This window comes from Priestia megaterium (assembly GCF_009497655.1).
In the GTDB taxonomy this organism is placed as follows: Bacteria; Bacillota; Bacilli; order Bacillales; family Bacillaceae_H; genus Priestia; species Priestia zanthoxyli.
Window position 1 is genome coordinate 3,589,339 of sequence record NZ_CP023317.1, and the last position, 23,482, is coordinate 3,612,820.

The window sequence follows — 23,482 nt, forward strand, 5'->3', positions numbered from 1 at the left end:
AGGAGGAACAACATGATTCGTGAACGATCACTTTTTACAAAGGGACTCATTTTTTTACTGATTGTTTTTATTTTAAACATCCCTTTTCCTAATTCAACACCGCTCAGTCATTCTGTCTTTTCTTTTTTAGGTCTTCCCCTCTATGGAGATGAAGAAACAATGACGGGATTCTATTATGCTAACAATGCTTGGGCAATCATACTTTTAATAAGTCTTTTTTTACTTTATAAAAGTTTAAACCGTCATCGTTTAAAACTAACGATTTTAGCTGCATTCATCGTTACTTCCGGCCCTGGGTTTATGATTGAAGTCATGCAAAAGACCGTGTTGTCAGGAATGTATGCTGTTTCTTACGATGCTGAAAACAGCAGTTGTACATTCGAGACTAATAAAAGAGAAACCATATTAACGGGAAACTGCAAGCTTTCCTTTGAAAATAACCGTTCAAAGCCTGTTACGTTTGAAGTGGCAATTGATAAGCGCGCTTTTTTTGAAGATGAACAGCCTTTTTTACAAATGATGAATAAGCCTAAACTTCATACCATTACGCTAGAATCAAAGGGGTATCAAACTGTCGAAATTACTTCATCTGTCAAAGTAGCTGATTTACCCTCTAAACTCTATATCGGAGAAATGAACGGCTTTCACGTAAACATTTATCAAAACGGGAAAAAGCGTTATTTATAAGCATTGAAAAAAGCCCTTATAGGGCTTTTTAAATGAGTGAATTACCAGCCAAGGCCTCCGCCGTAGCAGCTGCAGCCGATGATTACTAATAAAATAAATAATACAACTAATAAAGCAAAACCAGATCCATGACCATATCCAGGGTTTCCAGACATAAGAACACTTCCTTTTCTTTAATTACTCTTTCCTCAAGAAAAACGCCGCTTGCATTTCACTTGAGTTGGATTATCTTATGCCTGAACACGCCGATTTGACTCTGGTTTTTTCTTTTTTCTTTTTCCTTCTTGCCATGCACCTCATTAGTAAAAAAAGAAAATGCTTTTCAGCCCCTCTTACAAAATCATTTATTTCACTAGCTTACGTCTTTCAGAAGACCGTACTTCCGTGCGTTTACCGATACCTAGTACATAGTAGCTCAGCACGACAATAGCTAAAAAGATAATCCCAACAATCAGCGATATGCGCGTTTCATCATTAAACCACATGCCTACAAGCACCATAAGTAAAAACGCGATGGTTACGTAGTTCGTCACAGGAGCAAAAGGCATTTTAAATGGATGCTGATCCATCGCCGCTCCTTTTGCTTTTCGAAAACGAATTTGACTAATAAGAATGACAAACCATGGAATCATACCTGGAAGCACGCTCGCGCTGTACACGTACACAAAAACATTTGGCGGAGCAATATAATTTAAGACAACGCCCGCAGCTAACCCAATCATTACCGCAACGGTACTATAAATAGGTACACCGTTTCGAGAAACCTTTGTAAAAAACGCTGGAGCCTGTCCGTTTACGCCTAACGTATAAAGCATGCGTCCTGCGCTGAAAATTCCGCTGTTACATCCAGACATTGCCGCTGTAATGACCACAAAGTTAATGATTCCCGCAGCTGCCGTAATCCCTACTTTCGCAAATGTAGAAACAAACGGACTGCCGAGTGAGTCCAGCTCGTTCCACGGATATACCGTTACAATGATAAAGATGGCACCGATATAAAAGATTAATATACGCCAAATCAAGCTTTGAATCGCGCTTGTTAACGTTTTTTTAGGATCTTTGGCTTCTCCTGCTGTAATTCCAATAAGCTCTACTCCTTGATAGGCAGCAATCACAAGCGACAGCGCAAAGAAAAAGCCGGACCATCCGCCTGTAAAGAAACCGCCGTTTGCCCACAAATTCGATAGTCCAAGCGCTTCTCCCCCGTTTCCAAGACCGAAGAAAACAAGGCCAAGACCGGCAATAATCATGAGAACAATCGTCACGATTTTAATCATTGCAAACCAAAATTCAAACTCTCCAAACGATTTTACTGAGATTAAATTTGCCGCACCGAGAATGATCATGGCGATAATTCCCGGAACCCACGCCGGCAAATGCGGGAACCAGTACTGCATATAAGCTCCGACGGCAATAATTTCTGCCATGCCGACAATGACCCACTGAAACCAGTTGCTCCAAGCCGTAATGTAGCCAGCTAACGGGTGAATATATTTATGACCAAATGTCGCAAATGAACCCGTACTTGGCTCTAAGTAAAGCATTTCACCCATTGCACGCATAATAAAGAAAATAAAAACGCCGCAAATAGCATACGCAAGCAGGACGGATGGCCCCGTCCATTTAATGGTGCTTGCTGAACCCATAAATAACCCTACCCCGATCGTTCCTCCAAGAGCAATCATTTGAATATGACGAGATTCAAGCCCTCTTTTTAACTCTTTGTTTGCCAATTTACTTCCTCCTAGCCCCTCGTGATGATTTTCTCTTCTATTTAAGAGATTCTTTTATTCCCCTGTCCTGATAGGGAATGATCATCTTTTTTCTTTTTCATAAAGAAGTACGAACATACCACAAATACAGCAATCAGCAGCGTGAGATAAAACTGAGTGCGAAGTGAATCAATAAATGCCATCGCAATAAAGATACTTGTGATTGCCGCAATCGTTCCATACGTTAAATAAGGAAACAGCCACATTCTGATTTTTAAAGCTTCTGGCTTTTCTTTTTCGTATTTCTTTCTCATGCGAAGCTGTGAAAAAGCAATAACAAGGTACACAAGAAGCGCTACGCCTCCAGATGCATTCACTAAAAATAAAAAGATTTTATCAGGTGAAAGATAGTTAAACCCAACGCTGATGTAAGAAATCACGGTACATCCTACAATGGCATTAAACGGAATGCCTTTTTTATTCACTTTCAAAAACATGCGCGGCGCGTCTCCTTTTTGCGCCATTGAGTAAAGCATACGAGAACTCGTATATAGACCTGAATTTAAGCAAGAAAGAACAGCAGTCAGTACGATAAAGTTCATAATTTGAGCAGCTGCCGGAACGTTTACCAGCTCTAATATCGAAACAAACGGACTTTTCATCAAGCTTGAAGAATCCCACGGAAGGATTGTTACTAAGATTAAAATGGACCCAAGATAAAAAATTAAAATACGATAAATAACGGTATTTGTTGCGATGGTGATCGCTCGCTCAGGCTGAGCCGATTCTCCAGCCGCTGTTGCGACAATTTCTGTTCCCATAAAAGAAAACATCACAATCGCCACTCCTAAAAAGACGGAGCTGATTCCATTTGGAAGAAATCCTCCTCTATGAAGAAGGTTCGACGCTCCCGGAGACTCTACTCCCGGTATTAAACCGAGGATGATCGCTCCCCCTAAAAGTAAAAACAGCACTAAACTAACTACTTTAATAAGCGAAAACCAGTATTCAAATTCACCAAATGATTTAACAGAGTATAAGTTCGTTAACGTTAATAAAAATGTCAGGAGCAGACTCACACCCCAAGACGGTAGAGATGGAAACCAGTATTGAATAATCGTTGAACCAGCAATCGCTTCAACAGCAATAACAATTACCCAGAAAAACCAGTATAGCCAGCCGATTGTGTAGCCAGCCCACGGTCCAAGCGCTTCTCTGGCATATGTCGCGAACGAACCGCTTGAAGGATTAGCCGTAGACATTTCCCCCAGCATTCGCATCACTAAAATCACCAGCAAACCGGCAAACGCGTACGAAAAAATGGAACCAGGACCTGCTGCGTTAATAAGCGATCCGCTTCCAATGAACAAACCGGCACCAATGATTCCTCCTAAAGAAATCATGGTTATGTGTCGAATTTTTAATTCTTTTTTTAACTCAGGCGGTTGATGACTCATATTAAAATCCTCCTCATAGAAACCGTCATTTAAAGAATTACACGTTCTTCGCATCGCGCGTTAAATATGTAAGCCCTTACAAAATCATGGACAAATAACTGCCGTTTTCCTACCCTCCTTCTATCTGTGCATGCAAATGAAGCTTTCACTTAACGCAAAAGTCAGCTTCATTCGACAAAATCACTTTTCGAATTATATGATAATTTATTTTGAACAACTTTGTCTATTGTTTTTTGATCGAAAAAGTATTTTACCTTACTATCGATAAACTCTTTCTTTTATCGTAATTCTTCACTTCAAAACATCTTTTCATCTACTTACTCATATCCCTTTCTTTTCTTTTTGTTCAAAATCGCTATAAAAAACATCGTTTTATTGGCTTTTTAAACAAAAGTGTTTATTTTAAAAATTTTTGAACATTTTTGTTAAAAAACTATGTACAAAACGAGAATAAGGTGATTATAATACAGGTATAGGGTGTTGGAATATTAATTATGTTGTAAATTTTCTAAAAAAGGGGTAATGAAAATGAACACAATGAATATTAACGAAATCAAACAATACAAACACGAGCCTTTCACGGACTTTACGGTTGCTGAAAACAAAGATGCGTTTGAATCTGCATTAGAACTTGTACAATCAGAGCTTGGAAAGGACTATCCTCTTGTAATTGGCGGAGAATTCATTACAACAGAAGATCAAATTCAGTCCATTAACCCAGCAAATAAAGCAGAAGTTATCGGACGCGTGTCAAAAGCAGATCAAGACCTGGCTGAAAAAGCAATGCAAGCAGCACTTTCTACATTTAATACATGGAAAAAAGAAGCGCCGGAAGCTCGCGCTGACATTCTTTTCCGCGCAGCGGACATCATTCGCCGCCGCAAACATGAATTTTCAGCTTACCTTGTAAAAGAAGCAGGAAAGCCGTGGAATGAAGCAGATGCTGATACAGCAGAAGCAATTGACTTCCTTGAATACTACGCTCGCCAAATGGTGCAGCTAAAAGACGGCGCGCCTGTTGAGAGCCGCGAAGGTGAAGAAAATAAATTTAACTACATTCCGCTTGGTGTCGGCGTTATTATTTCACCGTTTAACTTCCCGCTAGCGATCATGGCTGGAACAGCAGCAGCAGCGATCGTAGCAGGAAATACAGTTCTATTAAAACCAGCAAACAACACGCCGGTTATCGCAGCAAAATTTGTAGAAGTAATGAAAGAAGCCGGCCTTCCAGACGGCGTACTGAACTACGTGCCGGGAAGCGGAAGCGAAATTGGCGACTATTTAGTAGATCATCCAAAAACACGCTTTGTTTCATTTACAGGCTCGCGTGAAGTAGGCTGCCGCATCTATGAACGCGCAGCAAAAGTACAGCCTGGTCAAATTTGGCTAAAGCGCGTTATTGCTGAAATGGGTGGTAAAGACACGGTCGTTGTAGATAAAGATGCTGATTTAGATTTAGCTGCTTCTTCTATTGTGTATTCAGCATTTGGCTTCTCTGGACAAAAGTGTTCAGCAGGTTCTCGTGCGGTTGTTCACCAAGACGTATACGATATCGTTCTTGAAAAAGCAGTTGCGCTCACAAAAACATTAACAATGGGCAGCCCTGAAGATGTGAACACGTATATGGGACCTGTTATTGATCAAGCTTCTTTCAACAAAATTACAAAGTACATTGAAATCGGTAAAGAAGAAGGCCGTTTAATGACGGGCGGAGAAGCAGATGATTCAAAAGGCTACTTCATCCAGCCTACGATCATTGCAGATGTAGATGAAAAAGCACGTTTAATGCAAGAAGAAATCTTCGGCCCAGTCGTAGCATTCTGCAAAGCGCGCGACTTCGATCATATGATGGAAATTGCGAACAACACTGACTACGGTTTAACAGGTGCCCTTCTTTCAAATACGCCTGAACACATTGAGCGTGCGAAAGAAGAGTTCCACGTTGGAAACCTTTATTTCAACCGCGGTTGTACAGGTGCCATCGTTGGGTACCAGCCGTTTGGCGGGTTTAATATGTCAGGAACAGATTCAAAAGCTGGCGGTCCTGATTACTTGATTCTGCACTTACAAGCAAAAACAACAAGCACAACGCTTTAATACTCAGTAGAGCAGCCCTAGGCTGCTCTATCTTAAAACAACAAGGGATTTTTTCTATAGGGGGAGATATTTATGTTAGCAGAGGTATCTAAAAATGTGTTTCTTCACGCTTCCCAAAATAAAGCGCTAAACAAAGCGGCGAAAAAATGGGGTCTTCGCTTTGGTGCAGCTCAAGTGGTAGCTGGCGACACAATTGAACATGCGATTAAAAAAGTGCAAGAACTGAATGAAAAAGGACTTGTCTGTACGCTTGATCATTTAGGGGAATTTGTTTCAAGCAGAGAAGAAGCTATCGAAGCAACTCAATATAACGTCAGAACGCTGGAAGCTATGGGCCAAGCCGGTGTAACATGTAACTTATCCGTAAAAATGACGCAGCTTGGTTTAGATATTGACCGCAGTTTTTGCGTTGAGAACATGCGCCGTATTGTTGAAACGGCGAAAAAATACGATAACTTTGTCCGAATCGACATGGAAGACTACGCTCACTGTCAAATGACGCTAGATATTTTACGAGAGCTTCGCGAGACCTATGATAATGTCGGAACAGTTATTCAAGCTTACCTGTTCCGCGCTGAACAAGACGTAAAAGAGCTAAAAGGAGTTCCTCTTCGATTGGTAAAAGGCGCGTATCAAGAATCACCAACCGTGGCGTTTCAAGACAAAGCCCAAATTGATGAGAACTATATGCGAATTATTGAAGAGCATCTGCTTAGCGGAACATACACGGCTATTGCATCTCACGACCACAATATTATTGCAAAAGTAAAAGAGTTCGCTCACAAAAACAACATCCCGCGCACGCAGTTTGAGTTTCAAATGCTGTACGGATTCCGAACAGATATGCAGCTTAGCCTTGCAAAAGAAGGCTATACAATGCGCGTATACGTTCCATTTGGCAACGACTGGTTTGGCTACTTTATGCGCCGCTTAGCCGAAAGACCGCAAAACGTCGCATTTGCTTTAAAAGGATTCTTTTCTAAATAAGCAATCTATTCAGTAAGTATCATAATGAAAACGCTATCATTTCTTTGTACCCTTTGCAGAAGCATCTGCAAAGGGATTTTTTTATACGATTTCTCTTCCCTTTCAGTATGTATTAAGGTAAAATCAAAATACGAACAAACGTTCTTTTTAATTCCAAACAAAAAGGAGAATACACATGAATCCTCTATCAAAATTAGAACTGCCTCCTAAGCTAGAACCTTACCGAACAGAAATCGAAAAAACATGTAAGCCTTACATCCACATCCATACGGTTATGAACAGTCCAAAATTATATGAAAGCAAGTTTGGCGGCAACCCTTACCTTCCTCTAGAAGCAAATCATCCTCTTGATTCTCAGGGCAAGCCGATGCTCCTGATGGCACAAATCAATTTTTCTGACGTGCCTTCCTATGAAAATATGCCCTCTCAAGGCATGCTTCAATTTTTTATTTGTGGAGCTGATAATGAAAACGCCGGCGATGTGTACGGACTTGAATTTGACCATCCTACATCTCAAAAAGACTTTCGCGTCGTTTTTTATGAAGACGTAATAACTGACGAAAAAAAGTTAACAACCGATTTTTCGTATCTTGAAGACATTGACCGAGATATGTTTCCTATTCCTCAAGAAGTGGGCTTACAGTTTGAAATAAGAAGCGAACCCGTTTCCCCTACTGACTATCGCTATAACGCTGTAGAACCAGGTTTTTTTGACGATGAAGAAACGGAAGAAATCTACTGGGATGAAGTGACGGGCGAGTATCATAAAATGGGCGGATACGCTTTTTTCACTCAAACTGATCCAAGGGACTACGATGAAGCGCTGCGCGCATATAACGTTCTGCTTCTTCAATTCGCCATGGACGACGAAGCGGATATTATGTTTGGTGATGCGGGAGTGGCCAATTTCTTCATTAAAGAAGAAGACCTTCGCAACCGTAACTTTAAAGATGTTTTGTACAACTGGGACTGCTGTTAAAAAAACACCCTCTTAGAAAAGTATCTAGGAGGGCGTTTTTTTACATTATTATTATTTACTACTCAGCCTGTTTTTCCAGCCCTTGCAGCATTCAGCGTTTCTTTAAACTGCTGTAGCGCTTTTACATCTGCAAATGCGCTTGTAGGAATAACGTATCCGCTCATTGCACTAACAAGAATAAAGATATGTTCATCGGTTTCTCTAATTTGAGTGATGCTTGACCAAGGAGTCTTCACTTCTCCTTTTAAGCTTTTCTCTACCAAGCCATCTTCCGTAACCATCATAGTATGCTCACCTGTCAGACTGCTGTTATCTCCTTCATTTATTACCTTTATAATGTTCTTTTTAATACTTCCGTAAAAATACTTCGGATAAAATAAAAACCAAAGAACCGCAAGCAGCGCAAATGCTACGAACATGCCAAGTAAAAACTCTCCTTCAACCCACGAAACAAGCAAAGGAATAAGAAGAAAAATAAGTGACATCCATCGCTGAACTTTCAGCACTTTTTGTACTCTTTCCGAATGTTGAGCATGATGCATATTAAAAGCCACATAATCATCTTTTGTTAACGTATAGTGATATTCCATATTAATCTCCAATTCTTCTAAATAACAACAAAATAAAATATACCTCATTTGGTGTTATATGTATATAAAATAATAAGCTTTTCTTATGAAACACATCAACTTTTTATCATTTATTTACAGTGATACATCACGTAAACTTAACTAGTACTCTACTAGTTAAGGGGGAATGTTTATGACTTTTACACTGACGCATATTGATCATATTCAGCTAGCTGCACCACCGCATTCAGAAAGCAAAGCACGACACTTTTTCGGAACTGTTCTTGGCTTAACAGAAATTGAAAAGCCGGAAAGTCTTAAAAAACGCGGCGGCGTGTGGTTTGAATTCGGTTCTTATCAGCTGCATATTGGTGTGGAACCTGCCTTTTCACCCGCTAAAAAAGCGCATCCAGGCTTTCACGTTAAAAATCTACCTGCGTTCAAAGATCATCTGACTAGCTTCGGTATTTTTTTTATAGAAGACCAAAACATTCCCGGCGTCGAAAGAATTTACGTGGCTGATCCTTTTGACAACCGAATAGAGTTTTTAGAGAAAGTGAATCTCCCTTTTTCTAACTGAATGTTCGACAAAACAAGAGCTCTTATTTAAGAGCTCTTGTTTTCTTTTGGTCCTTCTTTTTGCTTTTCTTTCCACAGCATGTATAGCAACAGCCCCAGCAAACAAAATGCCACGCCAAACATTGCTAAAGGAAATAAAAGTGTATTAATAAAATGATGATAAACCCATGAGTCGTTCATCTAACCAGCTCCAATACGCACCGTTTTTTTACAGTATGCCCTAATATAAACTTTTTTATGTTGTGTTAAATATCGTGGTTTCTATCATATTTCTATTTCTTTTTAATAGAGTAAATAGTAGATACATAACATTCTCCTCTTAGAGTTTTCATCCGCTGATTTCAAAATTTTATTAGAGGAGGCTTACTCTATGAAAAACAAGTTCACTGAAAAGCCTAAAAAGCTTTTTTGGATTCTTTCTTATAAATCATTAATTATCGCTATACTATTTGTTCTCTTAACATCTGCCGCTATTTTTACCGTCACGTATTCAACTCTTCAGCATACGCTGCGCTCGAACGTTGTCTATCAAGCACTATCAAATTATAAAGCCCAAAGCTTGTTCTACTTCATGCATACGGAAAACCATCATTTCTCTCATGCCTTTGAAGAAGATTTCTCTCCGCCTCCTCTCTCTTCTGTCGCTCTGCAGCTGGCGACGAACATTCGCGTGGCAGATACAAGAAGTCTATTTGGATCAGAACTGCCCGGCTTTTCTATTTTTGATTCTCATATTCTATTAGCCGGTGAAGGAACGGATTATACAACCATTCCTCATGAATCAGCTCCTCCGCTCGAAAGCATTTCAGGAGAACGTGATTTAGATCCTGCTGAAAGCAAAACGTACGAAGAAAATAAAAAACAGTCTCAAACACAGGCCAAGCAAAGTACGGGAGACAGAAAAGTTGTATACATCTACCACACGCACAGCTGGGAATCTTATTTCCCTCTACTTGGTATGCAAGGTGAAGCGAACGAAAATAAAGCAGTTGATAACAAAACCAACATCACGCTCGTTGGTCAAATGCTAGGAATGGAATTAAAAGCAGACGGAATCGGTTCGGAAGTAGATACAACTAATATGACGCAAAAGCTGAATGAAAAAGGCTGGGGTACAGGACGAGCCTATGCGATGTCTCGCAGCGTGGTGGAAACGGCTCTTCAGCAAAACAAAGACGTCGATTATTTAATTGATATTCATCGAGATTCACTGCGCCAAGAAAAAACAACGGCTACTATCAACGGCAAATCGTACGCTAAAATAATGATTGTATTAGGTGAAGCCAACCCGAAATTTGATGAAAATGTAAAAATGGCCAAAGCGATTCATGAAAAGCTAGAGGAAAAATATCCAGGCCTTAGCCGCGGAGTGTTAAGTAAAAAGAAAACAAGCGGCAATAACGGCCTGTATAATCAAGACTTATCCGATCGCTCCATTTTAATTGAAGTAGGCGGCGTCGATAACAATATGGAAGAACTCACAAATACCGTCAAAGCCTTTTCTGATGTGTTCAGCGAGTATTACTGGCAAGCTGAAAAAGTGAATGCGCAGTAAACAAAAACTAGCTACCCCAGGTAGCTAGTTTTTGTTTTTATGAGAGTCACGCTTCTCCTTTTCTTCACACGCAAAGCAGACAAGCTTCCCTTCAACAACCACACCGTTCAAAAATCCCTCTAAACAGTACACGTTCTTTTGACATATCGTGCAGATTCCAACGTACTCTTTCACGACTTTCTCACTCCTTACATACGATTAAAAACCATAAAAAAAGCTCTATTAAAGAGCTTCTTTCCGTACATAGGATTTTCCTTCATTTCAACAAACGGCTCATTTCCTCAGGAGAAAGCGGCTTATCAAATAGATAGCCTTGACCGATATGACAGCCTTGTTCCGTCACAAACTGCAGCTGTTCTTCGTTTTCGATTCCTTCTGCGGTTAGGGCAAAATTAAGTTTTTTCCCCATTTGAATAATCGTTTCCACCAGCACTTTTCCAACTTCATCTAAGTCATCAATAAATGATTTATCAATTTTTAACGTATTGATTGGCAAGTGTTTAAGATAGCTGAGAGAAGAGTAGCACGTTCCGAAATCATCCATCGCCACTTTTATCCCTAGACTCCGCAGGCGGTTTAGCACTTTTTTCGATTCTTGACTGTTTTGAATAACGCTTTCGGTGATTTCAAGTTCTAGAAAGTGCGGCTCAAGGCCCGTTTTCTTCAAAATTTGTTCCATGTCCGTTACAAATCGTGAGGACTTCAGCTGAATAGGTGACACGTTCACCCCTATTTTACTCGCTTTTAAATTTATCTCCGTCCATGCTTTCATTTGCTGACATGCTTCTTCTAATACCCATTTGCCAACCGGTACAATCAAACCAACTTCTTCTAAAATGGGCAAAAATTCATTTGGATAGACAGTACCAAATTTTGCGCTATTCCAGCGGATAAGCGCTTCTGCCCCTATGACATCAGACGTTTTCAAATCGATTAACGGCTGATAAACGAGCTGAAACTCATTTCTTTCTAACGCATACTTTAACTCATTCTCCATGCTAATCGTTTTAATGATTTTTTCATTTGATGAAGAAGAACTCATTTCATATGTGTTTCGCCCATTTCGTTTTGCTACATACATCGCAATATCTGCTTGCTTAATTAACCTGTCAATTAGTTCATCTGCGTCTTTTGGAATAATATGCTGCTGACATTCCTTTGAAAATAGGCTGATGCCAACGCTTGTAGAGGTTAGCACTTTATCTCCATCTATATAAAAAGGAAGCGACATTTCTTTTACAATCTGCTCGGTCATTTCTTCAATTTCCTCAACAGTTTTTAGTGTATGAAGCACTAAAATAAACTCATCGCCCCCGTGCCGCGAGATAAAATCAGAGGACGGAATACATTTTTTTAATCTTTCTGCTACGCGCCTCAGCAGCACATCGCCGTGATGATGGCCAAGCGTATCATTTATTGATTTGAAGCGGTCTAAATCTAAAAATAAAATAGCCAGCAGTTCTGGAGATTCTTCATCTAAAAACAGTTTTTTTAGCTGTTTGTTTAACCAGTAGCGGTTAGGTAAATTAGTTAACGGATCATAATAAGCCATTTGCTTAATTTTTTCTTCATATGCTTTTCGCTTTGTAATATCATTGCGAATTGATACGTACTGATACGGTTTTCCTCGTTCATCTAAAAATGGAACAATGGTTGTATCCACCCAGTAATACGAACCGTCTTTTGCCTTGTTTTTTATTTCTCCGTGCCAGACCTTACCTGAGCTGATTGTACTCCATAACTCTTTAAAAAACCGTTTTGAGTGATGTTTCGAATTAATAATACGATGATCTTGACCGAGAAGCTCATGTCTTTCATATTTAGAAATTTCACAGAATTTATCGTTCACGTGATTGATGAATCCGCGACTATCTGTAATCGCTACAATCGATGATTCATTTAACGCAAGTTCAATATCATTTAGTTTTTTCAGCGCTTCTTTAAATTTATATTCAAAATGCCTGTTTTCCATATCCTATACACCTTTATCAAAATTTTAACGATAAAACAAAACCCATGACGAAATGATAGAGAGGAATCGTGAATAATGAATACAATTTAATTAGCAATGGACAGTGAATTAGTTTGTCCGATTGCCTTACATTCGTAAAATAGTAAGCGTACAATTGCCGCTTTTCCTCTTTACACCTTTACAAACTTCTTACACGCAGTTTGTAAAAGGATTGATAGATAGTTTCGTTTATCCATATCTGTTATCACAACTTTTCTATGGTAACATTAAAATGATTTTTATAGAAATGAAAGTGTACTTTCTTCACGTAATTGACATACCTTTTGATGGTAAACAGAAAAAAGCCTCTGCTTTAGACAGAGGCTTTTTTCACTTTCTTCTCATGAGCTCGTACGCGTCAGCCACGGAAGAATAAGATATTGAAAGGTTTTGTTGTACACAACAATCCGGTTAAGATAATACGGATCGTTGTCTTTTGTAATAACATGAGGGGCTAAAATAGCTGCTTGGTGAAAACCAGCATCTTTCACAATCTTAGCTACGTCATCATTCGTATTGCCGTATGGATAGGCAAAGTAAACGGGGTCTATTCCTAAATGGTTCTTAATCGTTTCTTTGCTTTTTCGTAAATCACGAGCAAACGCGCTGTATTTAGCAGGCGTCAGAAATAAAGGCTTGTCTTCTTCTAAACGGTGCATATCATATGTATGCGAACCGATTGTCGCAAGGCCGCTGTCTTTCATTTCTTTTAGCTGACTCCATGAAGCCATATTTAAATTTTGAAAGTCCTCTGCTCCCACTTGTCCTGCGATTACATATAGCGTAAACGGAATGTTTTCCTTTTTCAAAATTGGAAAAGCGTTTTGATACACGGTACGGTCAATATCGTCAAATGAAATCCATACGCAGCGTTTTGGAAACGTGCCTTTTTGCTGATACGTTTCAATATCTTTTGGCGTAACAAACGTAGCGTCAAGTTCCTTCAGCTTTTTTAACTGTTGTTCAAAATCATTGCTGTAGACGCTGTACTCTGTCAGTTCGTCAGACTTTGTAACTGAGCTGACAATTCGATTAAACCAATTATGCTTGCGCACGCGATGATAATTTAAGCCTAAGCATCCGTTCGTCTCAAGCGCTGGCTCCACGGTCGTTGTTGCTTTCGCCTTATCTTCCCAGTTCACTACTTTAAAGAAAATAAAGCCAACTACCGCTGCCGCAATTAAAAGAAAGAATACATATTTCTTCATGCGTGCTTCCTCTCCTCAGTATGTTTTAACGGATTAACATCAAACTCGATGTACTGTGCACGCTGAAGCTCTTGAATTTGATCCTTCGATAAAAGCTCAAGACGCTCTAAATCTTTAATACTCGTATACGCCGGCTCTTTTCGTCGGTTTAAGCTTCCAAATCTCTTTTTGTTGTAGAATCTCCATAAAAACAGAGCCAGGAAAAAGAAGCAAAAAATAGCGAGTCCAATTACTAAAAACGTTCGAATTTCGCCGTTCGTCGTTTTGAACGCAATTTTTAATACCCCGCTGTAACGGTCATTTACGCCGATAACAGCTGAAAGGAAAAACCAAAGAACAATGGCACAATACATCCAAAAAACAGATGAAACAATGATGCTTATCACGAATCGAGCAAGAGGCTGCTTAGCTTGAATCATGATTTGCTCTTCGTTAAGCCGCGGTCTGGACTGCTCCATGTGGCATAGCCTCCTTTCACTCTAGATCTGATAGCACGAGGAAATGCGCCCACTACCACAATCGTATTGACAATCCAGTAAAGCGCTGGGTACCATGCAGCCCAGACGTAATACCGCTTCACGTTGTCGTATTTCGAATCAATTTTCAGCGCAATAAACAGCTGAATTAAGCTCATAAATACAAGGGAAAATGACGTAAACGTAAACCAAAACAGTATGTCTTGAGGACTGTTCGCGGTAACAAGCAGCATGATCGTCACAAACAGCCATGCGAATGACCAAAGAGTACTGATCCACTGCTCTAGGTATACAATCCAAATTCTGCGCTGCTTCCATTTTAATAACACTTTCCAGTGGCGAAGCATTACCTCTTGCCCACCTTGAGCCCAACGTACTCGCTGCTTCCAAATTCCTTTTAAGGTTTCGGGCACAAGCATCCAGCACAATGCCCGCGGTTCATAGCGGATATCCCAAAAGCGCTGCTGCAGCTTCCAGCTTACGGCGATATCTTCCGTAATCATGTCACGATCCCACAGCCCGACGTCCACAAGTGCTTTCTTTCGAAAAGCCACTACTACGCCTGAGACCGTCATTACTTTTCCTAAAATTCGCTGTGTTCGTTTAATAGAACCGATAATAGAAGAATACTCAACTAGCTGAATGCGACTCAGCAGCGTATTACGGTTTCGAATGCGCGGATTTCCGGTAACGGCTCCCAGCCGTTCCCCTTTATGAAGAAAATGATGGATTAGATAATACGGAGCGTCTTGATCTAAAATAGCGTCTGAATCTAAGCAGATTAAAAACTCAGCTTTAGATGCGTGCGCACCTAAATGCAACGCGTTGGCTTTTCCTTTATTTTCATAAAGCTGAATCACACGAACTTCAGGGTGATTCCTGCTGATTTCCTTTAAAATATCAGCTGTTCCATCGGTGCTTCCATCGTTAATAAGGATGATTTCTTTAGACGGATAATCTAACGCCAAAAGGTGCTTAAGCGTTTCTTCAATCGTTTCTTCTTCATTATAGCAAGGCACTAAAAAGCTCACTAACGGCCAATCAACTGTTGAAAAATCAACTTTAGGATCTCGGTCGCGATAGCGTATGTAAATAAGCGTGCCCGCAATCCAAAATAAAGACATAATAAATGGATACCAGAAAACAAAGCTCGCGAGCTTTTCAAATCCAGGTATTAATACGTGTTGCATATTCATTTTTCTGACTCCTTCATACCAATTAAAATTGCACAGAGTGACAATTTTATCATTAAATTGGTTAAATAGAACATAGTAATTTTAACCATCTAAAAAAAGAGTCTTTTAAACTACGTTTATTCCTATATTATACAACCCCTTTATGTAAGTAAGAAGCACCAATAAAGGATGGGCAAGTTACCTACTTAAAGAAGTGACATATAGTATCACTATAGATTTCTTTCACCATAAAAAACGTGAGGGTTGCAGCTAGTATATGAAAGAAATTCTTTCCCTAAGGAGGAATAACAAATATGAACGAACAAATTCAAAAACTGCTCAATAACTTAATTCAACTTGAACACGTCTCTTCAACTTTGTACCTAGCTATGTCTAACTATATGAATCGATTAAACTATAAAGGAATGGGCAGCTGGCTACGCCTGCAGTCTGAAGAAGAACGCACTCATATGCTAAAACTTATTGACTACTTAGTTGACCGCGGCGGAACGGTTGAATTAAGTTCTTTACCTGCTCAGCCAAGTGAGTTTGGGACACCGTTAGAAACGTTTCAAAAAGTATTGGAGCATGAAAAGTTCGTCACAAATTCTTATCGTCAAGCGTTTCAATTTATCAGCCAAGCGAACGATCCTCAAACCCTAGTCATCGTGCAGGACTTTTTGAGAGAACAAGTCGATGAAGAAGCTCAGGCTCAGACAATCGTAGACCGCTTAAAAATTGCTCAAAATAACCCTGCAGCTATTTTTATACTCGATCAAGAACTAGGACAGCGAAAAGCTGCGCCGGCAGCGGGCGGAGCAGCTGCGCAAGGTTAAACGCGCAGAAGATTGCCGAACAATGTACAAAAACAATACCACGCCTCCCGTTTCCTTGTTTCGAGTTGGGATTCATCACGGCTATTACGGCTATCCGCCCAATGTGTACGACGCCATTCAAAGGCTTATGAATCAATATATGCATCAGCTTCACTATCATCGCCCTCAGTACGTTCACGTGTACTACGTGCACCCTTCTCTTATTCACTACTACCTTCACTGAGTGGAGGAAAACAGGAATTTTGTTTCATGAAGAAATTCACTGCTTTTCCACCTAATTCAGGAATTCCAATCAAAAATATGGATATTTATGCTAATATAAAATTTATTAATCATATAAAGAAATAATATTAGCGGGGTGTCATATGGATAATCAATACGTTGTAGGATGGGGAACGCTGGCTCTAATTAATGCCGGATTAGCGCAAGGTAAAAATCGAACCGGTCTGAACTGGTTCTTATTATCTCTTGCTTTAGGACCGCTTGCTACCTTCATCTTACTGCTGGTTGAAAAACGATAAAATTAGCTCAAAGCTCATTACATTGAGCTTTTTTCTTTATTCTTCAACTATAACTGCTCTCCAAAACAAGTAAAAAAAGCACTGCTTGAAATTTTTTTCTAGGCTTAATATGCATAAATCTATTCATCATTCAGACTGAGTTCCGCGGCATTTTTTGATTAAAAACCTACATCTACTCTTTAGAAATAGGGTATTGGCCCTTTTTAAGCCTTTTTTTCTTTCTCTTCTTGCAATAAAACCAAAAGAAAGAATAACGCTTTTATTCTATGCTTTTTCAATTATAGATTAACTTGTTTTCTTCAGATGATTACCATTTACACGGGAAAGCTGTGCATCTACTGAATGAGGTCAAACTTCCTGTATTTCTCAATCTGTAGGATGAATAAATACTCATTTGCTTCATTTGACAAAGAAATAAATGCTGTGTAATTTAAGTAACATACCCCATCTAAACTGTTTTTAGAAAGGATTAAGTAGCAAGATGCGTACAAAAAAAGAAGAGTGTATAATTGATGAAATGGGAAGAGTATCCCTTCCTTCTTTGTTTATGCAACTAACGAAACTCGAGACGAACGACAAAGTTCTTTTACGGAGCTGTGATGATTGGATTATTATTGATCATCATGATGAAAATGTCCCCGTTCCTTCTCATATCTTCATTCGAACAATTGACCATATGGGTAGAATAGTCATTCCAAGATCCCTGCGAGATGACTATGAACTTAAGCCATTTGATTATGTAGAACTATACGTAGTAGAACAGCAAATTGTTATGAAAAAAAGAGACGAAAAAACGATAGCGCTTTCACAAAAACCTGTGGCACCTCCTCCTTATTATGCAACATTAACCGGACGGCAGATTCAGCTCACTTCTGAACTGTTAACGTCAGTCGAATTGGGTGCAAACATGGAGGTTCAATTTTTTATTAACCAAGAAAATAACATTGTGATTCGAAAATATGAAATGAGTTTTGGTCAGAAAACGTCTTTAACATTTACGGCTCAATCTCGAAAAATTGATGACCGTTTTCGACTTACTATTCCTAAAAAGCTGCGAGATGATTTCTCTATTCACTCAGGTACAATGTTAAAAATAAAGAAGGGCAATAAGCAGCTAATTTTAGAAAAAGTGGAAAATGAAAAAGAGATTAGCAGCGTATTATCTCAGCAAATAGACGCAGCAATTGTTGAAAAATTACCGAAATAAGAACGACGCCAAAAACAAATGGTTTCCTATGGATTCAAAGCAAAAGCTAAGAGTTGAGTATAGACTGACCCTTTCTATACTCAACTCTTAGCTTTTAGACTTATCTTCCATAAACGTGTACAAGCCGGTTACTCCACATGATAGCACTATCTCCAAAATAATACACCATTTCCATATCCATCAAAATCATTGTAACTAATTTGAATATATGACTATAATAAGGTACTTTGGACAAAGGAGGCTGATTTAGTTGAAGATCTCAACAGGAGCTGAATTTTATGATAATGACGAGACGTTTTTGGCCTATACAAAACGCCGGCAGCAAAAAGAAAATGCCAACGATACGATTGAAAAACCGGCCATTTTACAGCTTCTAGGTGATGTTGCAAATGCAAACGTTTTAGACTTAGGGTGCGGAAACGCTGGATTTGGTGCGGAGCTTCTTGCACAAGGCTGTTTCTCTTATACCGGAGTAGACGGCTCTATCAATATGATAAATGCAGCTCAGCAACAGCTTTCAAACTATCCAAATGCAGAAGTGATCCATGAACCGATGGAGCACTATACTCCGCCCCGTGACAAATATGATTTAGTTACCGCAAGACTGTCTCTTCACTATATAGAAGACTTAGCTTCCATTTTCACTAAAGTAAATCAAGCACTCAAACCTGAAGGAAGGTTTATTTTTTCCGTTGAACATCCAGTTATTACGTCTACTCTTCAGCCTTCCGCTCTCCGCACAAACTGGACCGTGGACAACTATTTCTTCATGGGATTCCGTCAGCAGCACTGGATGGGTGGATACGTTCAAAAGTATCATCGCACGCTTGAAGAGTACTTTTCTTTGATGCAGCAAAGTGGATTCACCATTACAAATTTAACAGAAGCATGTCCTCAAAATGAACATTTCGACAGCGCTGAAACTTACGAGCGTCGAATGCGTATTCCTTTGTTTTTACTGATGAGCGGTGTGAAAAATAGATAAACGAAAGACCCTTTGCTTTCCGGCAAAGGGTCTTCGTAACTTTCTTTAATATATGTTATTTATTCACGCTCACGTTATAAAATACAGGGCCTAAATTAAAATCATAGCCTTTTACATGTGTAGACACGGCGTTAATATTGACTTTATGACCAATTAACGTAAACGGAAGCTCATCCCATACGTATTTCTGCGTAGCATCAATGGCTGGTCTCGCATCTTTTACAGAAGCAGCCGCTTTAATTTTATCTAAGTACTTTGTTGATTTCTCAACAGGAGCGCCCCCTGACGTCCAAAATCCTTGGAAAATGGTTGAACGCGCCGCCCAGTCTACCGGGTAAATATCCCATGCTTTAGGATCATTTACTTTATCTGTAAACGTTGCCCAGTCATACACTTCTAGCTTTACTTTTACACCGATTTTTTCAAGCTCTTGCTGGACGATAACAGCCGTATTGTACTGATCTTGATAATCGCGTGAAGTTAAAAGACGCAGTTCCTGCCCGCTGTATCCAGCTCTTTTCAAATAGCTTTTTGCTTTCTTTTCATCATGCTGATTGTACTCTTCTTTTCCTGCTTCACTGTAATAGTTAGGAAATTTTTTATTCACAATCGATGAAGTCAGTTCATAATAATCGGAATCGCCGTATGAACTTGATAAAATATCTTTTGCATTAATCGTGGCATTTACAGCTTTTCTAGCATTTAAATCGCTAAAGAACCCTTCTTGCGTGTTATAAAATAAACCAATAAATCCTCCTGGAGCCAGCTTGTTCTTAACGTTTTGCGTACTTTCAATTTGTGCCGCATTGTCGCTTGAAACACCTAAGGCAATATCAAACTGTCCAGCTGTAATGCCTGAAATTCTAGTAGATTCATCGCTTAAAAAACTAATTTTAATTTCATCTACGTGAGGAGTCTTTTTAATTTTTCGTCCTTTTGAAGAATAATCTTTAAATCTCTCTAGCGTGATATATTGATTCTTTTTCCATTCCTTCACTTTAAATGGCCCTGTGCCAACGAACTCAGTAGCTCCTTCAGCAGGTGCTTTTTCGATAATTTCTTTTGGAAAAATAGCGGCTGCCGGAATTGGATCTGCTAGCAGTGCCAGCGTATTCACGTTCGGTGTTTTCAAATGAAGCTCAACCGTATAGTCTCCTGTTCTTTTAACTTGTGCACCAACAAAGTTTGTTTTGCCAAGTGAAGACAGCTTAATCCAGCGGTTAATCGAAGCTTCTACATCGTCCGCTGTCATTTCCTTTCCGTTATGAAACTTTACGCCTTTTCGCAGCTGAAACGTGTAGACTTTTTTATCATCGCTTATATCAATTTTTTCTGCTAAATCAGGCTCTACATTGCCTTTACTATCAAAAATAACAAGTCCTTCGTAAATATTTCGCGCCGCATCTTTAACTGAAGAATTTCCAGTAATCTGAGAATCTAAAGTTGTTGGCTCGCTTTGAAACGCAATGTTTAGCGTACCTCCGTCTTTTTGAGCGGCACTGGTGCTTTTATCGCCTGAGCTTGCTTGATTATTGCTGCACCCGGCAACAAATAAAGCAATCACAATAAATAATAACCATTTCACCTTAACCTGTTTCAACGTCATTCCCCCAATAATTAAAATCACTTTTTAAAACCCACTATTTTTGTAAGGTTAGTAGGAATATAAACCATCCTACCACCTTTCCATTTGTTTGTGAAATTAGCAAAATTAAACTGTTTCTTTGCAATTACTGATTCAATTTGTCTTGTTTCAATTCTCAATTCTTAGTATGTTTATAAGTAAAGTATTTTATCTAAAGGAGGATATTATGAACTCTGCCATCCGTCTTCATACTAAAGAACATATTGCAACGATTGAACACTACAAACAAGCTTTATCTCTTCTATCATGGGACGCAAAAACATCCGCTCCTCTTAACAGTCAAAAGCAGCATGCAACCATTCAAGGCACGCTTTCCAAAGAGTTTTATTTGCTGCAAACAGATCCAGCCTTTGCAAAAGAATTGCAGCATCTTCAAGAACAAAATCTAAGTCAAATACAGCAAAAACAAGTACAGCACTATTGGAATATCTATCAAAAACTTTCCGCTGTACCACTGGAAGACTATCATCAATTTTCTGTTTTAAAAGCTTCTACTCATGCTCTTTGGTCACAGGCTAGAGAGCAAAATAACTTTAAGCTCGTTGAAGACAACCTGCAGCAGCTGATTCATATGCATAAAAGATTTGCGGAGTACCGTAATCCTCACCTCGCTCCTTACGAACAGCTTTTAGAAGAATATGAGCCTGAAATTTCTAGTGAAGCCATCGATTCGCTTTTTCAACAAATTAAAGATGCTATTCTTCCTTTGCTGACAAAAATCAAACGCTCCTCGGTTACACATGATACATCGTTTCTCCACGAATCGTTTTCGGTCGAAAATCAGCAAAAGCTCGGAAAACACCTGCTAACTGCGATTGGCTATAACTTTAAGTCGGGACAAATAGGCACCACTAGCCACCCGTTTAGTGCAGGCATTCACCCTCACGATGCAAGGCTTGCAGTAAGATACGACGAACACAATGTAAAACTGGCAGCTTTTATGTTTTTACATGAAGGCGGACATTCTATTTATAATCAGCAAATTAGCTCTGAGTTGCTTGACACAGGGTTAGGCGCATACACGTCTATGGGACTGCATGAATCTCAATCTCTTTTTTGGGAACGCATCATCGGAAAACATGAAGGGTTTTGGAGAAATCACGCTCACTTATTCAAAGAGTTAGAACCTGCGATCTACGGTAATATTTCATTTGAAACTCTTTACTTTGCCTTAAATGAAGTCACACCTTCTCTTATTCGTTTGCAAGCAGATGACCTTACGTATCTGCTGCATATTATCATTCGCTACGAGCTAGAAAGAGATTTATTCGCTGACAAGCTTCGCGTCTCGGATCTTCCTTCCGCATGGAATACAAAATATGAAGCGTACTTAGGAATCAAACCAGAAACGGACATTGACGGAGTATTGCAGGATGGCCACTGGTACGGAGGAGCGTTTGGCTACTTTCCTTCCTACAATATAGGCTTCATTTATGCAGCTCAGCTAAGAGAAGCCGTGATCAAAGACCACCCTGACTTTGATGAAATCATTTCGAGTCAAAATCTATCGCTTATAGCAGACTGGCAAAAACAGCATATTCACCAGTATGGAAAACTAAAGACGCCAAAAGAGATATTAACTGGTCTTTCTATAGATAGAATTGATGCTCAGCCGTTAATTAATTATTTGACGAAAAAGTATGAAGAGTTGTATAAACTTTAAATTTACCAATCCATTTATTTTATAAAATTTTGATAGCGTAAATACAGTAAACCCCTATAGACATGACGAAAAAAGCATCAAAGCCTTTTGTTAGAGAAACAAAAGCTTTGATGCTTTTTTAAATAAAGATTTACTTAGCGTTTGTGCTGATATAATGTTTAATTACTTCATAAACATAGTCTTGGCAAGCGGCTGCTGTATTTGGATTATATTTTCCACCGTTTACTTTGTTGTTAGATAACACTCTGATACCCAAGAATGGAACGTCGTAGCTTCCTGCAATTTGTGCTGCCGCTGCGCCTTCCATTTCTTCTACAGACGTCCCGTACTTAGTATGGAACCACTTAATTCGATCCACTTCGTTATTCCACGTGTCTGCTGATCCTATCGTTCCTTCAACCACTTTTCCTTTTTTATATGTATCTTTTACTGCATTTGCAGCCGCAAGTAACTTCTTATCTCCTTCATAATAACGAGCTTTTTCAGCATCAGGATCTTCTCCAGCGCTTCCTTCAGAAGCCATTAAATCCATCGGCTTCCACGCAGTAGGATCCATTCCTTCGCCTTCTTTTTTATCTTCTGTTTTTAAAGAGCCTATATTCGTTGTTCGCTTTCCTAATACAATATCAAACACGTTCAGGTTTTCATCATGCCCGCCTGATGTTCCTTGGTTGATAATTGCTTTAGGATGGTATTTTTCTATAGCTATCGCTGTAGCAGCTGCCGTGTTTTCCATTCCTTTTCCCGTTTTAACCACAATGACCGGATAATTGTCGACAGTTCCTTTGTAAAAAACAAAATTCCCTGACTTTTCTTCTTTTACATTTTCTAATTTTTTAGCGAATTTCTGCGCTTCTATCGGCATCGGCCCTTGCACAATAATAGGCTTCTGCTTCTGTTTATCTCCGGCTTCTTTTTTTGAAGCTGAATTACACCCGGCAAGTATAGATAGCAGTAAAACCATACCAATAGTAAATAAAGCACCTGTTTTTAACATCTTGTTTTTCATAGATCGTTACTTTCACTCCATTTCGTTTTGCTGTTTCATACACTCGATGATTGGACAAAAGAAAAAAACCTAGAGCATGTTTCATGGTCTACGTTTTTTAGAGTCAAAGTATAAGAAATTAAGT

General features: G+C 39.3%; 23 protein-coding genes. 12 read left to right on the plus strand and 11 right to left on the minus strand.

What is annotated here, in order from left to right; all coding sequences use genetic code 11:
• Positions 1-12 precede the first annotated feature (12 nt).
• Positions 13-687 (plus strand): hypothetical protein, encoded by a 675-nt coding sequence (locus CEQ83_RS18445; protein WP_047750034.1) that lies wholly within the window; start codon positions 13-15, stop codon positions 685-687.
• A gap of 41 nt (positions 688-728) precedes the next feature.
• On the opposite strand, the gene CEQ83_RS18450 is transcribed toward CEQ83_RS18445, so the two are convergent.
• From CEQ83_RS18450 to CEQ83_RS18460, 3 genes are all read right to left on the minus strand, one after another.
• Positions 729-842 carry a YjcZ family sporulation protein gene (locus CEQ83_RS18450; protein ID WP_014458748.1) on the minus strand — a complete coding sequence of 38 codons (114 nt, stop codon included), beginning with the start codon at positions 840-842 and terminating at the stop codon, positions 729-731.
• A gap of 189 nt (positions 843-1,031) precedes the next feature.
• Positions 1,032-2,420, minus strand: coding sequence for an amino acid permease (locus tag CEQ83_RS18455; protein WP_098113613.1), 1,389 nt, complete (start codon positions 2,418-2,420; stop codon positions 1,032-1,034).
• A 41-nt stretch (positions 2,421-2,461) separates the two neighbouring features.
• Positions 2,462-3,856, minus strand: a complete 1,395-nt coding sequence (locus tag CEQ83_RS18460; protein WP_028414950.1) for an amino acid permease — start codon at positions 3,854-3,856, stop codon at positions 2,462-2,464.
• Positions 3,857-4,384: 528 nt separating this feature from the next.
• Between CEQ83_RS18460 and pruA the strand changes: the two genes are divergently transcribed.
• The 3 genes from pruA (at position 4,385) to CEQ83_RS18475 (ending at position 7,919) form a co-directional block, all read left to right on the plus strand.
• Complete coding sequence (gene pruA, locus CEQ83_RS18465; RefSeq protein ID WP_028414951.1) at positions 4,385-5,953, plus strand: L-glutamate gamma-semialdehyde dehydrogenase; 1,569 nt, start codon at positions 4,385-4,387, stop codon at positions 5,951-5,953.
• Between the two features lie 72 nt (positions 5,954-6,025).
• Positions 6,026-6,940, plus strand: a complete 915-nt coding sequence (locus tag CEQ83_RS18470; protein ID WP_014458744.1) for a proline dehydrogenase family protein — start codon at positions 6,026-6,028, stop codon at positions 6,938-6,940.
• Positions 6,941-7,115: 175 nt separating this feature from the next.
• Positions 7,116-7,919: a YwqG family protein gene (locus CEQ83_RS18475; protein ID WP_098113611.1), complete on the plus strand. Its 804-nt coding sequence runs from the start codon at positions 7,116-7,118 to the stop codon at positions 7,917-7,919.
• Positions 7,920-7,981: 62 nt separating this feature from the next.
• Here CEQ83_RS18475 and CEQ83_RS18480 read toward each other — a convergent pair whose 3' ends face one another.
• Positions 7,982-8,509: a YcxB family protein gene (locus CEQ83_RS18480; RefSeq protein ID WP_034271281.1), complete on the minus strand. Its 528-nt coding sequence runs from the start codon at positions 8,507-8,509 to the stop codon at positions 7,982-7,984.
• 172 nt (positions 8,510-8,681) lie between these two features.
• On the opposite strand from CEQ83_RS18480, the gene CEQ83_RS18485 reads away from it, so the two are divergent.
• Positions 8,682-9,068, plus strand: coding sequence for a VOC family protein (locus CEQ83_RS18485; protein ID WP_098113610.1), 387 nt, complete (start codon positions 8,682-8,684; stop codon positions 9,066-9,068).
• A 26-nt stretch (positions 9,069-9,094) separates the two neighbouring features.
• Here CEQ83_RS18485 and CEQ83_RS27215 read toward each other — a convergent pair whose 3' ends face one another.
• Positions 9,095-9,247 (minus strand): hypothetical protein, encoded by a 153-nt coding sequence (locus tag CEQ83_RS27215; RefSeq protein ID WP_014458740.1) that lies wholly within the window; start codon positions 9,245-9,247, stop codon positions 9,095-9,097.
• Between the two features lie 190 nt (positions 9,248-9,437).
• On the opposite strand from CEQ83_RS27215, the gene spoIIP reads away from it, so the two are divergent.
• Positions 9,438-10,622 (plus strand): stage II sporulation protein P, encoded by a 1,185-nt coding sequence (gene spoIIP, locus CEQ83_RS18490; RefSeq protein WP_098113609.1) that lies wholly within the window; start codon positions 9,438-9,440, stop codon positions 10,620-10,622.
• 256 nt (positions 10,623-10,878) lie between these two features.
• On the opposite strand, the gene CEQ83_RS18495 is transcribed toward spoIIP, so the two are convergent.
• The 4 genes from CEQ83_RS18495 to pgaC form a co-directional block, all read right to left on the minus strand.
• Positions 10,879-12,594: a putative bifunctional diguanylate cyclase/phosphodiesterase gene (locus CEQ83_RS18495; protein WP_049165995.1), complete on the minus strand. Its 1,716-nt coding sequence runs from the start codon at positions 12,592-12,594 to the stop codon at positions 10,879-10,881.
• 380 nt (positions 12,595-12,974) lie between these two features.
• A complete protein-coding gene (icaB, locus tag CEQ83_RS18500; protein ID WP_028414957.1) occupies positions 12,975-13,841 on the minus strand; it encodes an intercellular adhesin biosynthesis polysaccharide N-deacetylase in 867 nt (288 codons plus the stop codon).
• Complete coding sequence (pgaD, locus tag CEQ83_RS18505; RefSeq protein ID WP_028414958.1) at positions 13,838-14,299, minus strand: poly-beta-1,6-N-acetyl-D-glucosamine biosynthesis protein PgaD; 462 nt, start codon at positions 14,297-14,299, stop codon at positions 13,838-13,840. The genes icaB and pgaD overlap by 4 nt, the downstream gene beginning before the upstream one ends.
• The gene (gene pgaC / locus CEQ83_RS18510; protein WP_034328181.1) at positions 14,257-15,513 is read right to left on the minus strand and encodes a poly-beta-1,6-N-acetyl-D-glucosamine synthase; all 1,257 of its coding nucleotides are present in this window, start codon (positions 15,511-15,513) and stop codon (positions 14,257-14,259) included. The genes pgaD and pgaC overlap by 43 nt, the downstream gene beginning before the upstream one ends.
• A 293-nt stretch (positions 15,514-15,806) precedes the next feature.
• Here pgaC and CEQ83_RS18515 point away from each other — a divergent pair, with 293 nt between their 5' ends.
• From CEQ83_RS18515 to CEQ83_RS18530, 5 genes are all read left to right on the plus strand, one after another.
• A complete protein-coding gene (locus CEQ83_RS18515; protein WP_014458733.1) occupies positions 15,807-16,328 on the plus strand; it encodes a ferritin in 522 nt (173 codons plus the stop codon).
• Positions 16,329-16,350: 22 nt separating this feature from the next.
• Positions 16,351-16,551, plus strand: a complete 201-nt coding sequence (locus CEQ83_RS18520; protein WP_028414960.1) for a hypothetical protein — start codon at positions 16,351-16,353, stop codon at positions 16,549-16,551.
• A 142-nt stretch (positions 16,552-16,693) separates the two neighbouring features.
• The gene (locus CEQ83_RS27220; RefSeq protein WP_014458731.1) at positions 16,694-16,849 is read left to right on the plus strand and encodes a hypothetical protein; all 156 of its coding nucleotides are present in this window, start codon (positions 16,694-16,696) and stop codon (positions 16,847-16,849) included.
• A 481-nt stretch (positions 16,850-17,330) separates the two neighbouring features.
• Entirely contained in the window at positions 17,331-18,056 is a 726-nt protein-coding gene (locus CEQ83_RS18525; RefSeq protein WP_098113608.1) for an AbrB/MazE/SpoVT family DNA-binding domain-containing protein, read from the plus strand.
• 250 nt (positions 18,057-18,306) lie between these two features.
• On the plus strand, positions 18,307-19,041 hold the full coding sequence (locus CEQ83_RS18530; protein WP_098113607.1) for a class I SAM-dependent DNA methyltransferase: 735 nt from the start codon (positions 18,307-18,309) through the stop codon (positions 19,039-19,041).
• 55 nt (positions 19,042-19,096) lie between these two features.
• Here the strand turns inward: CEQ83_RS18530 and CEQ83_RS18535 are convergent, their stop codons facing one another.
• Complete coding sequence (locus tag CEQ83_RS18535) at positions 19,097-20,647, minus strand: ABC transporter substrate-binding protein (protein ID WP_028414963.1); 1,551 nt, start codon at positions 20,645-20,647, stop codon at positions 19,097-19,099.
• A 205-nt stretch (positions 20,648-20,852) separates the two neighbouring features.
• Here CEQ83_RS18535 and CEQ83_RS18540 point away from each other — a divergent pair, with 205 nt between their 5' ends.
• The gene (locus CEQ83_RS18540; RefSeq protein ID WP_098113606.1) at positions 20,853-22,349 is read left to right on the plus strand and encodes a gluzincin family metallopeptidase; all 1,497 of its coding nucleotides are present in this window, start codon (positions 20,853-20,855) and stop codon (positions 22,347-22,349) included.
• A gap of 130 nt (positions 22,350-22,479) precedes the next feature.
• Here CEQ83_RS18540 and CEQ83_RS18545 read toward each other — a convergent pair whose 3' ends face one another.
• Positions 22,480-23,358: a 5'-methylthioadenosine/S-adenosylhomocysteine nucleosidase gene (locus CEQ83_RS18545; protein WP_028414965.1), complete on the minus strand. Its 879-nt coding sequence runs from the start codon at positions 23,356-23,358 to the stop codon at positions 22,480-22,482.
• Positions 23,359-23,482 lie beyond the last annotated feature (124 nt).

Excerpts from the sequence above, each read along its gene's own strand:
- CEQ83_RS18445 (WP_047750034.1), top strand. The coding sequence starts at position 13 with ATGATTCGTGAACGATCACTTTTTACAAAGGGACTCATTTTTTTACTG.
- CEQ83_RS18450 (WP_014458748.1), bottom strand. The coding sequence starts at position 842 with ATGTCTGGAAACCCTGGATATGGTCATGGATCTGGTTTTGCTTTATTA.
- CEQ83_RS18460 (WP_028414950.1), bottom strand. The coding sequence starts at position 3,856 with ATGAGTCATCAACCGCCTGAGTTAAAAAAAGAATTAAAAATTCGACAC.
- pruA (WP_028414951.1), top strand. The coding sequence starts at position 4,385 with ATGAACACAATGAATATTAACGAAATCAAACAATACAAACACGAGCCT.
- CEQ83_RS18470 (WP_014458744.1), top strand. The coding sequence starts at position 6,026 with ATGTTAGCAGAGGTATCTAAAAATGTGTTTCTTCACGCTTCCCAAAAT.
- CEQ83_RS18475 (WP_098113611.1), top strand. The coding sequence starts at position 7,116 with ATGAATCCTCTATCAAAATTAGAACTGCCTCCTAAGCTAGAACCTTAC.
- CEQ83_RS18480 (WP_034271281.1), bottom strand. The coding sequence starts at position 8,509 with ATGGAATATCACTATACGTTAACAAAAGATGATTATGTGGCTTTTAAT.
- CEQ83_RS18485 (WP_098113610.1), top strand. The coding sequence starts at position 8,682 with ATGACTTTTACACTGACGCATATTGATCATATTCAGCTAGCTGCACCA.
- CEQ83_RS27215 (WP_014458740.1), bottom strand. The coding sequence starts at position 9,247 with ATGAACGACTCATGGGTTTATCATCATTTTATTAATACACTTTTATTT.
- spoIIP (WP_098113609.1), top strand. The coding sequence starts at position 9,438 with ATGAAAAACAAGTTCACTGAAAAGCCTAAAAAGCTTTTTTGGATTCTT.
- CEQ83_RS18495 (WP_049165995.1), bottom strand. The coding sequence starts at position 12,594 with ATGGAAAACAGGCATTTTGAATATAAATTTAAAGAAGCGCTGAAAAAA.
- icaB (WP_028414957.1), bottom strand. The coding sequence starts at position 13,841 with ATGAAGAAATATGTATTCTTTCTTTTAATTGCGGCAGCGGTAGTTGGC.
- pgaD (WP_028414958.1), bottom strand. The coding sequence starts at position 14,299 with ATGGAGCAGTCCAGACCGCGGCTTAACGAAGAGCAAATCATGATTCAA.
- pgaC (WP_034328181.1), bottom strand. The coding sequence starts at position 15,513 with ATGAATATGCAACACGTATTAATACCTGGATTTGAAAAGCTCGCGAGC.
- CEQ83_RS18515 (WP_014458733.1), top strand. The coding sequence starts at position 15,807 with ATGAACGAACAAATTCAAAAACTGCTCAATAACTTAATTCAACTTGAA.
- CEQ83_RS18520 (WP_028414960.1), top strand. The coding sequence starts at position 16,351 with ATGTACAAAAACAATACCACGCCTCCCGTTTCCTTGTTTCGAGTTGGG.
- CEQ83_RS27220 (WP_014458731.1), top strand. The coding sequence starts at position 16,694 with ATGGATAATCAATACGTTGTAGGATGGGGAACGCTGGCTCTAATTAAT.
- CEQ83_RS18525 (WP_098113608.1), top strand. The coding sequence starts at position 17,331 with ATGCGTACAAAAAAAGAAGAGTGTATAATTGATGAAATGGGAAGAGTA.
- CEQ83_RS18535 (WP_028414963.1), bottom strand. The coding sequence starts at position 20,647 with ATGACGTTGAAACAGGTTAAGGTGAAATGGTTATTATTTATTGTGATT.
- CEQ83_RS18540 (WP_098113606.1), top strand. The coding sequence starts at position 20,853 with ATGAACTCTGCCATCCGTCTTCATACTAAAGAACATATTGCAACGATT.
- CEQ83_RS18545 (WP_028414965.1), bottom strand. The coding sequence starts at position 23,358 with ATGAAAAACAAGATGTTAAAAACAGGTGCTTTATTTACTATTGGTATG.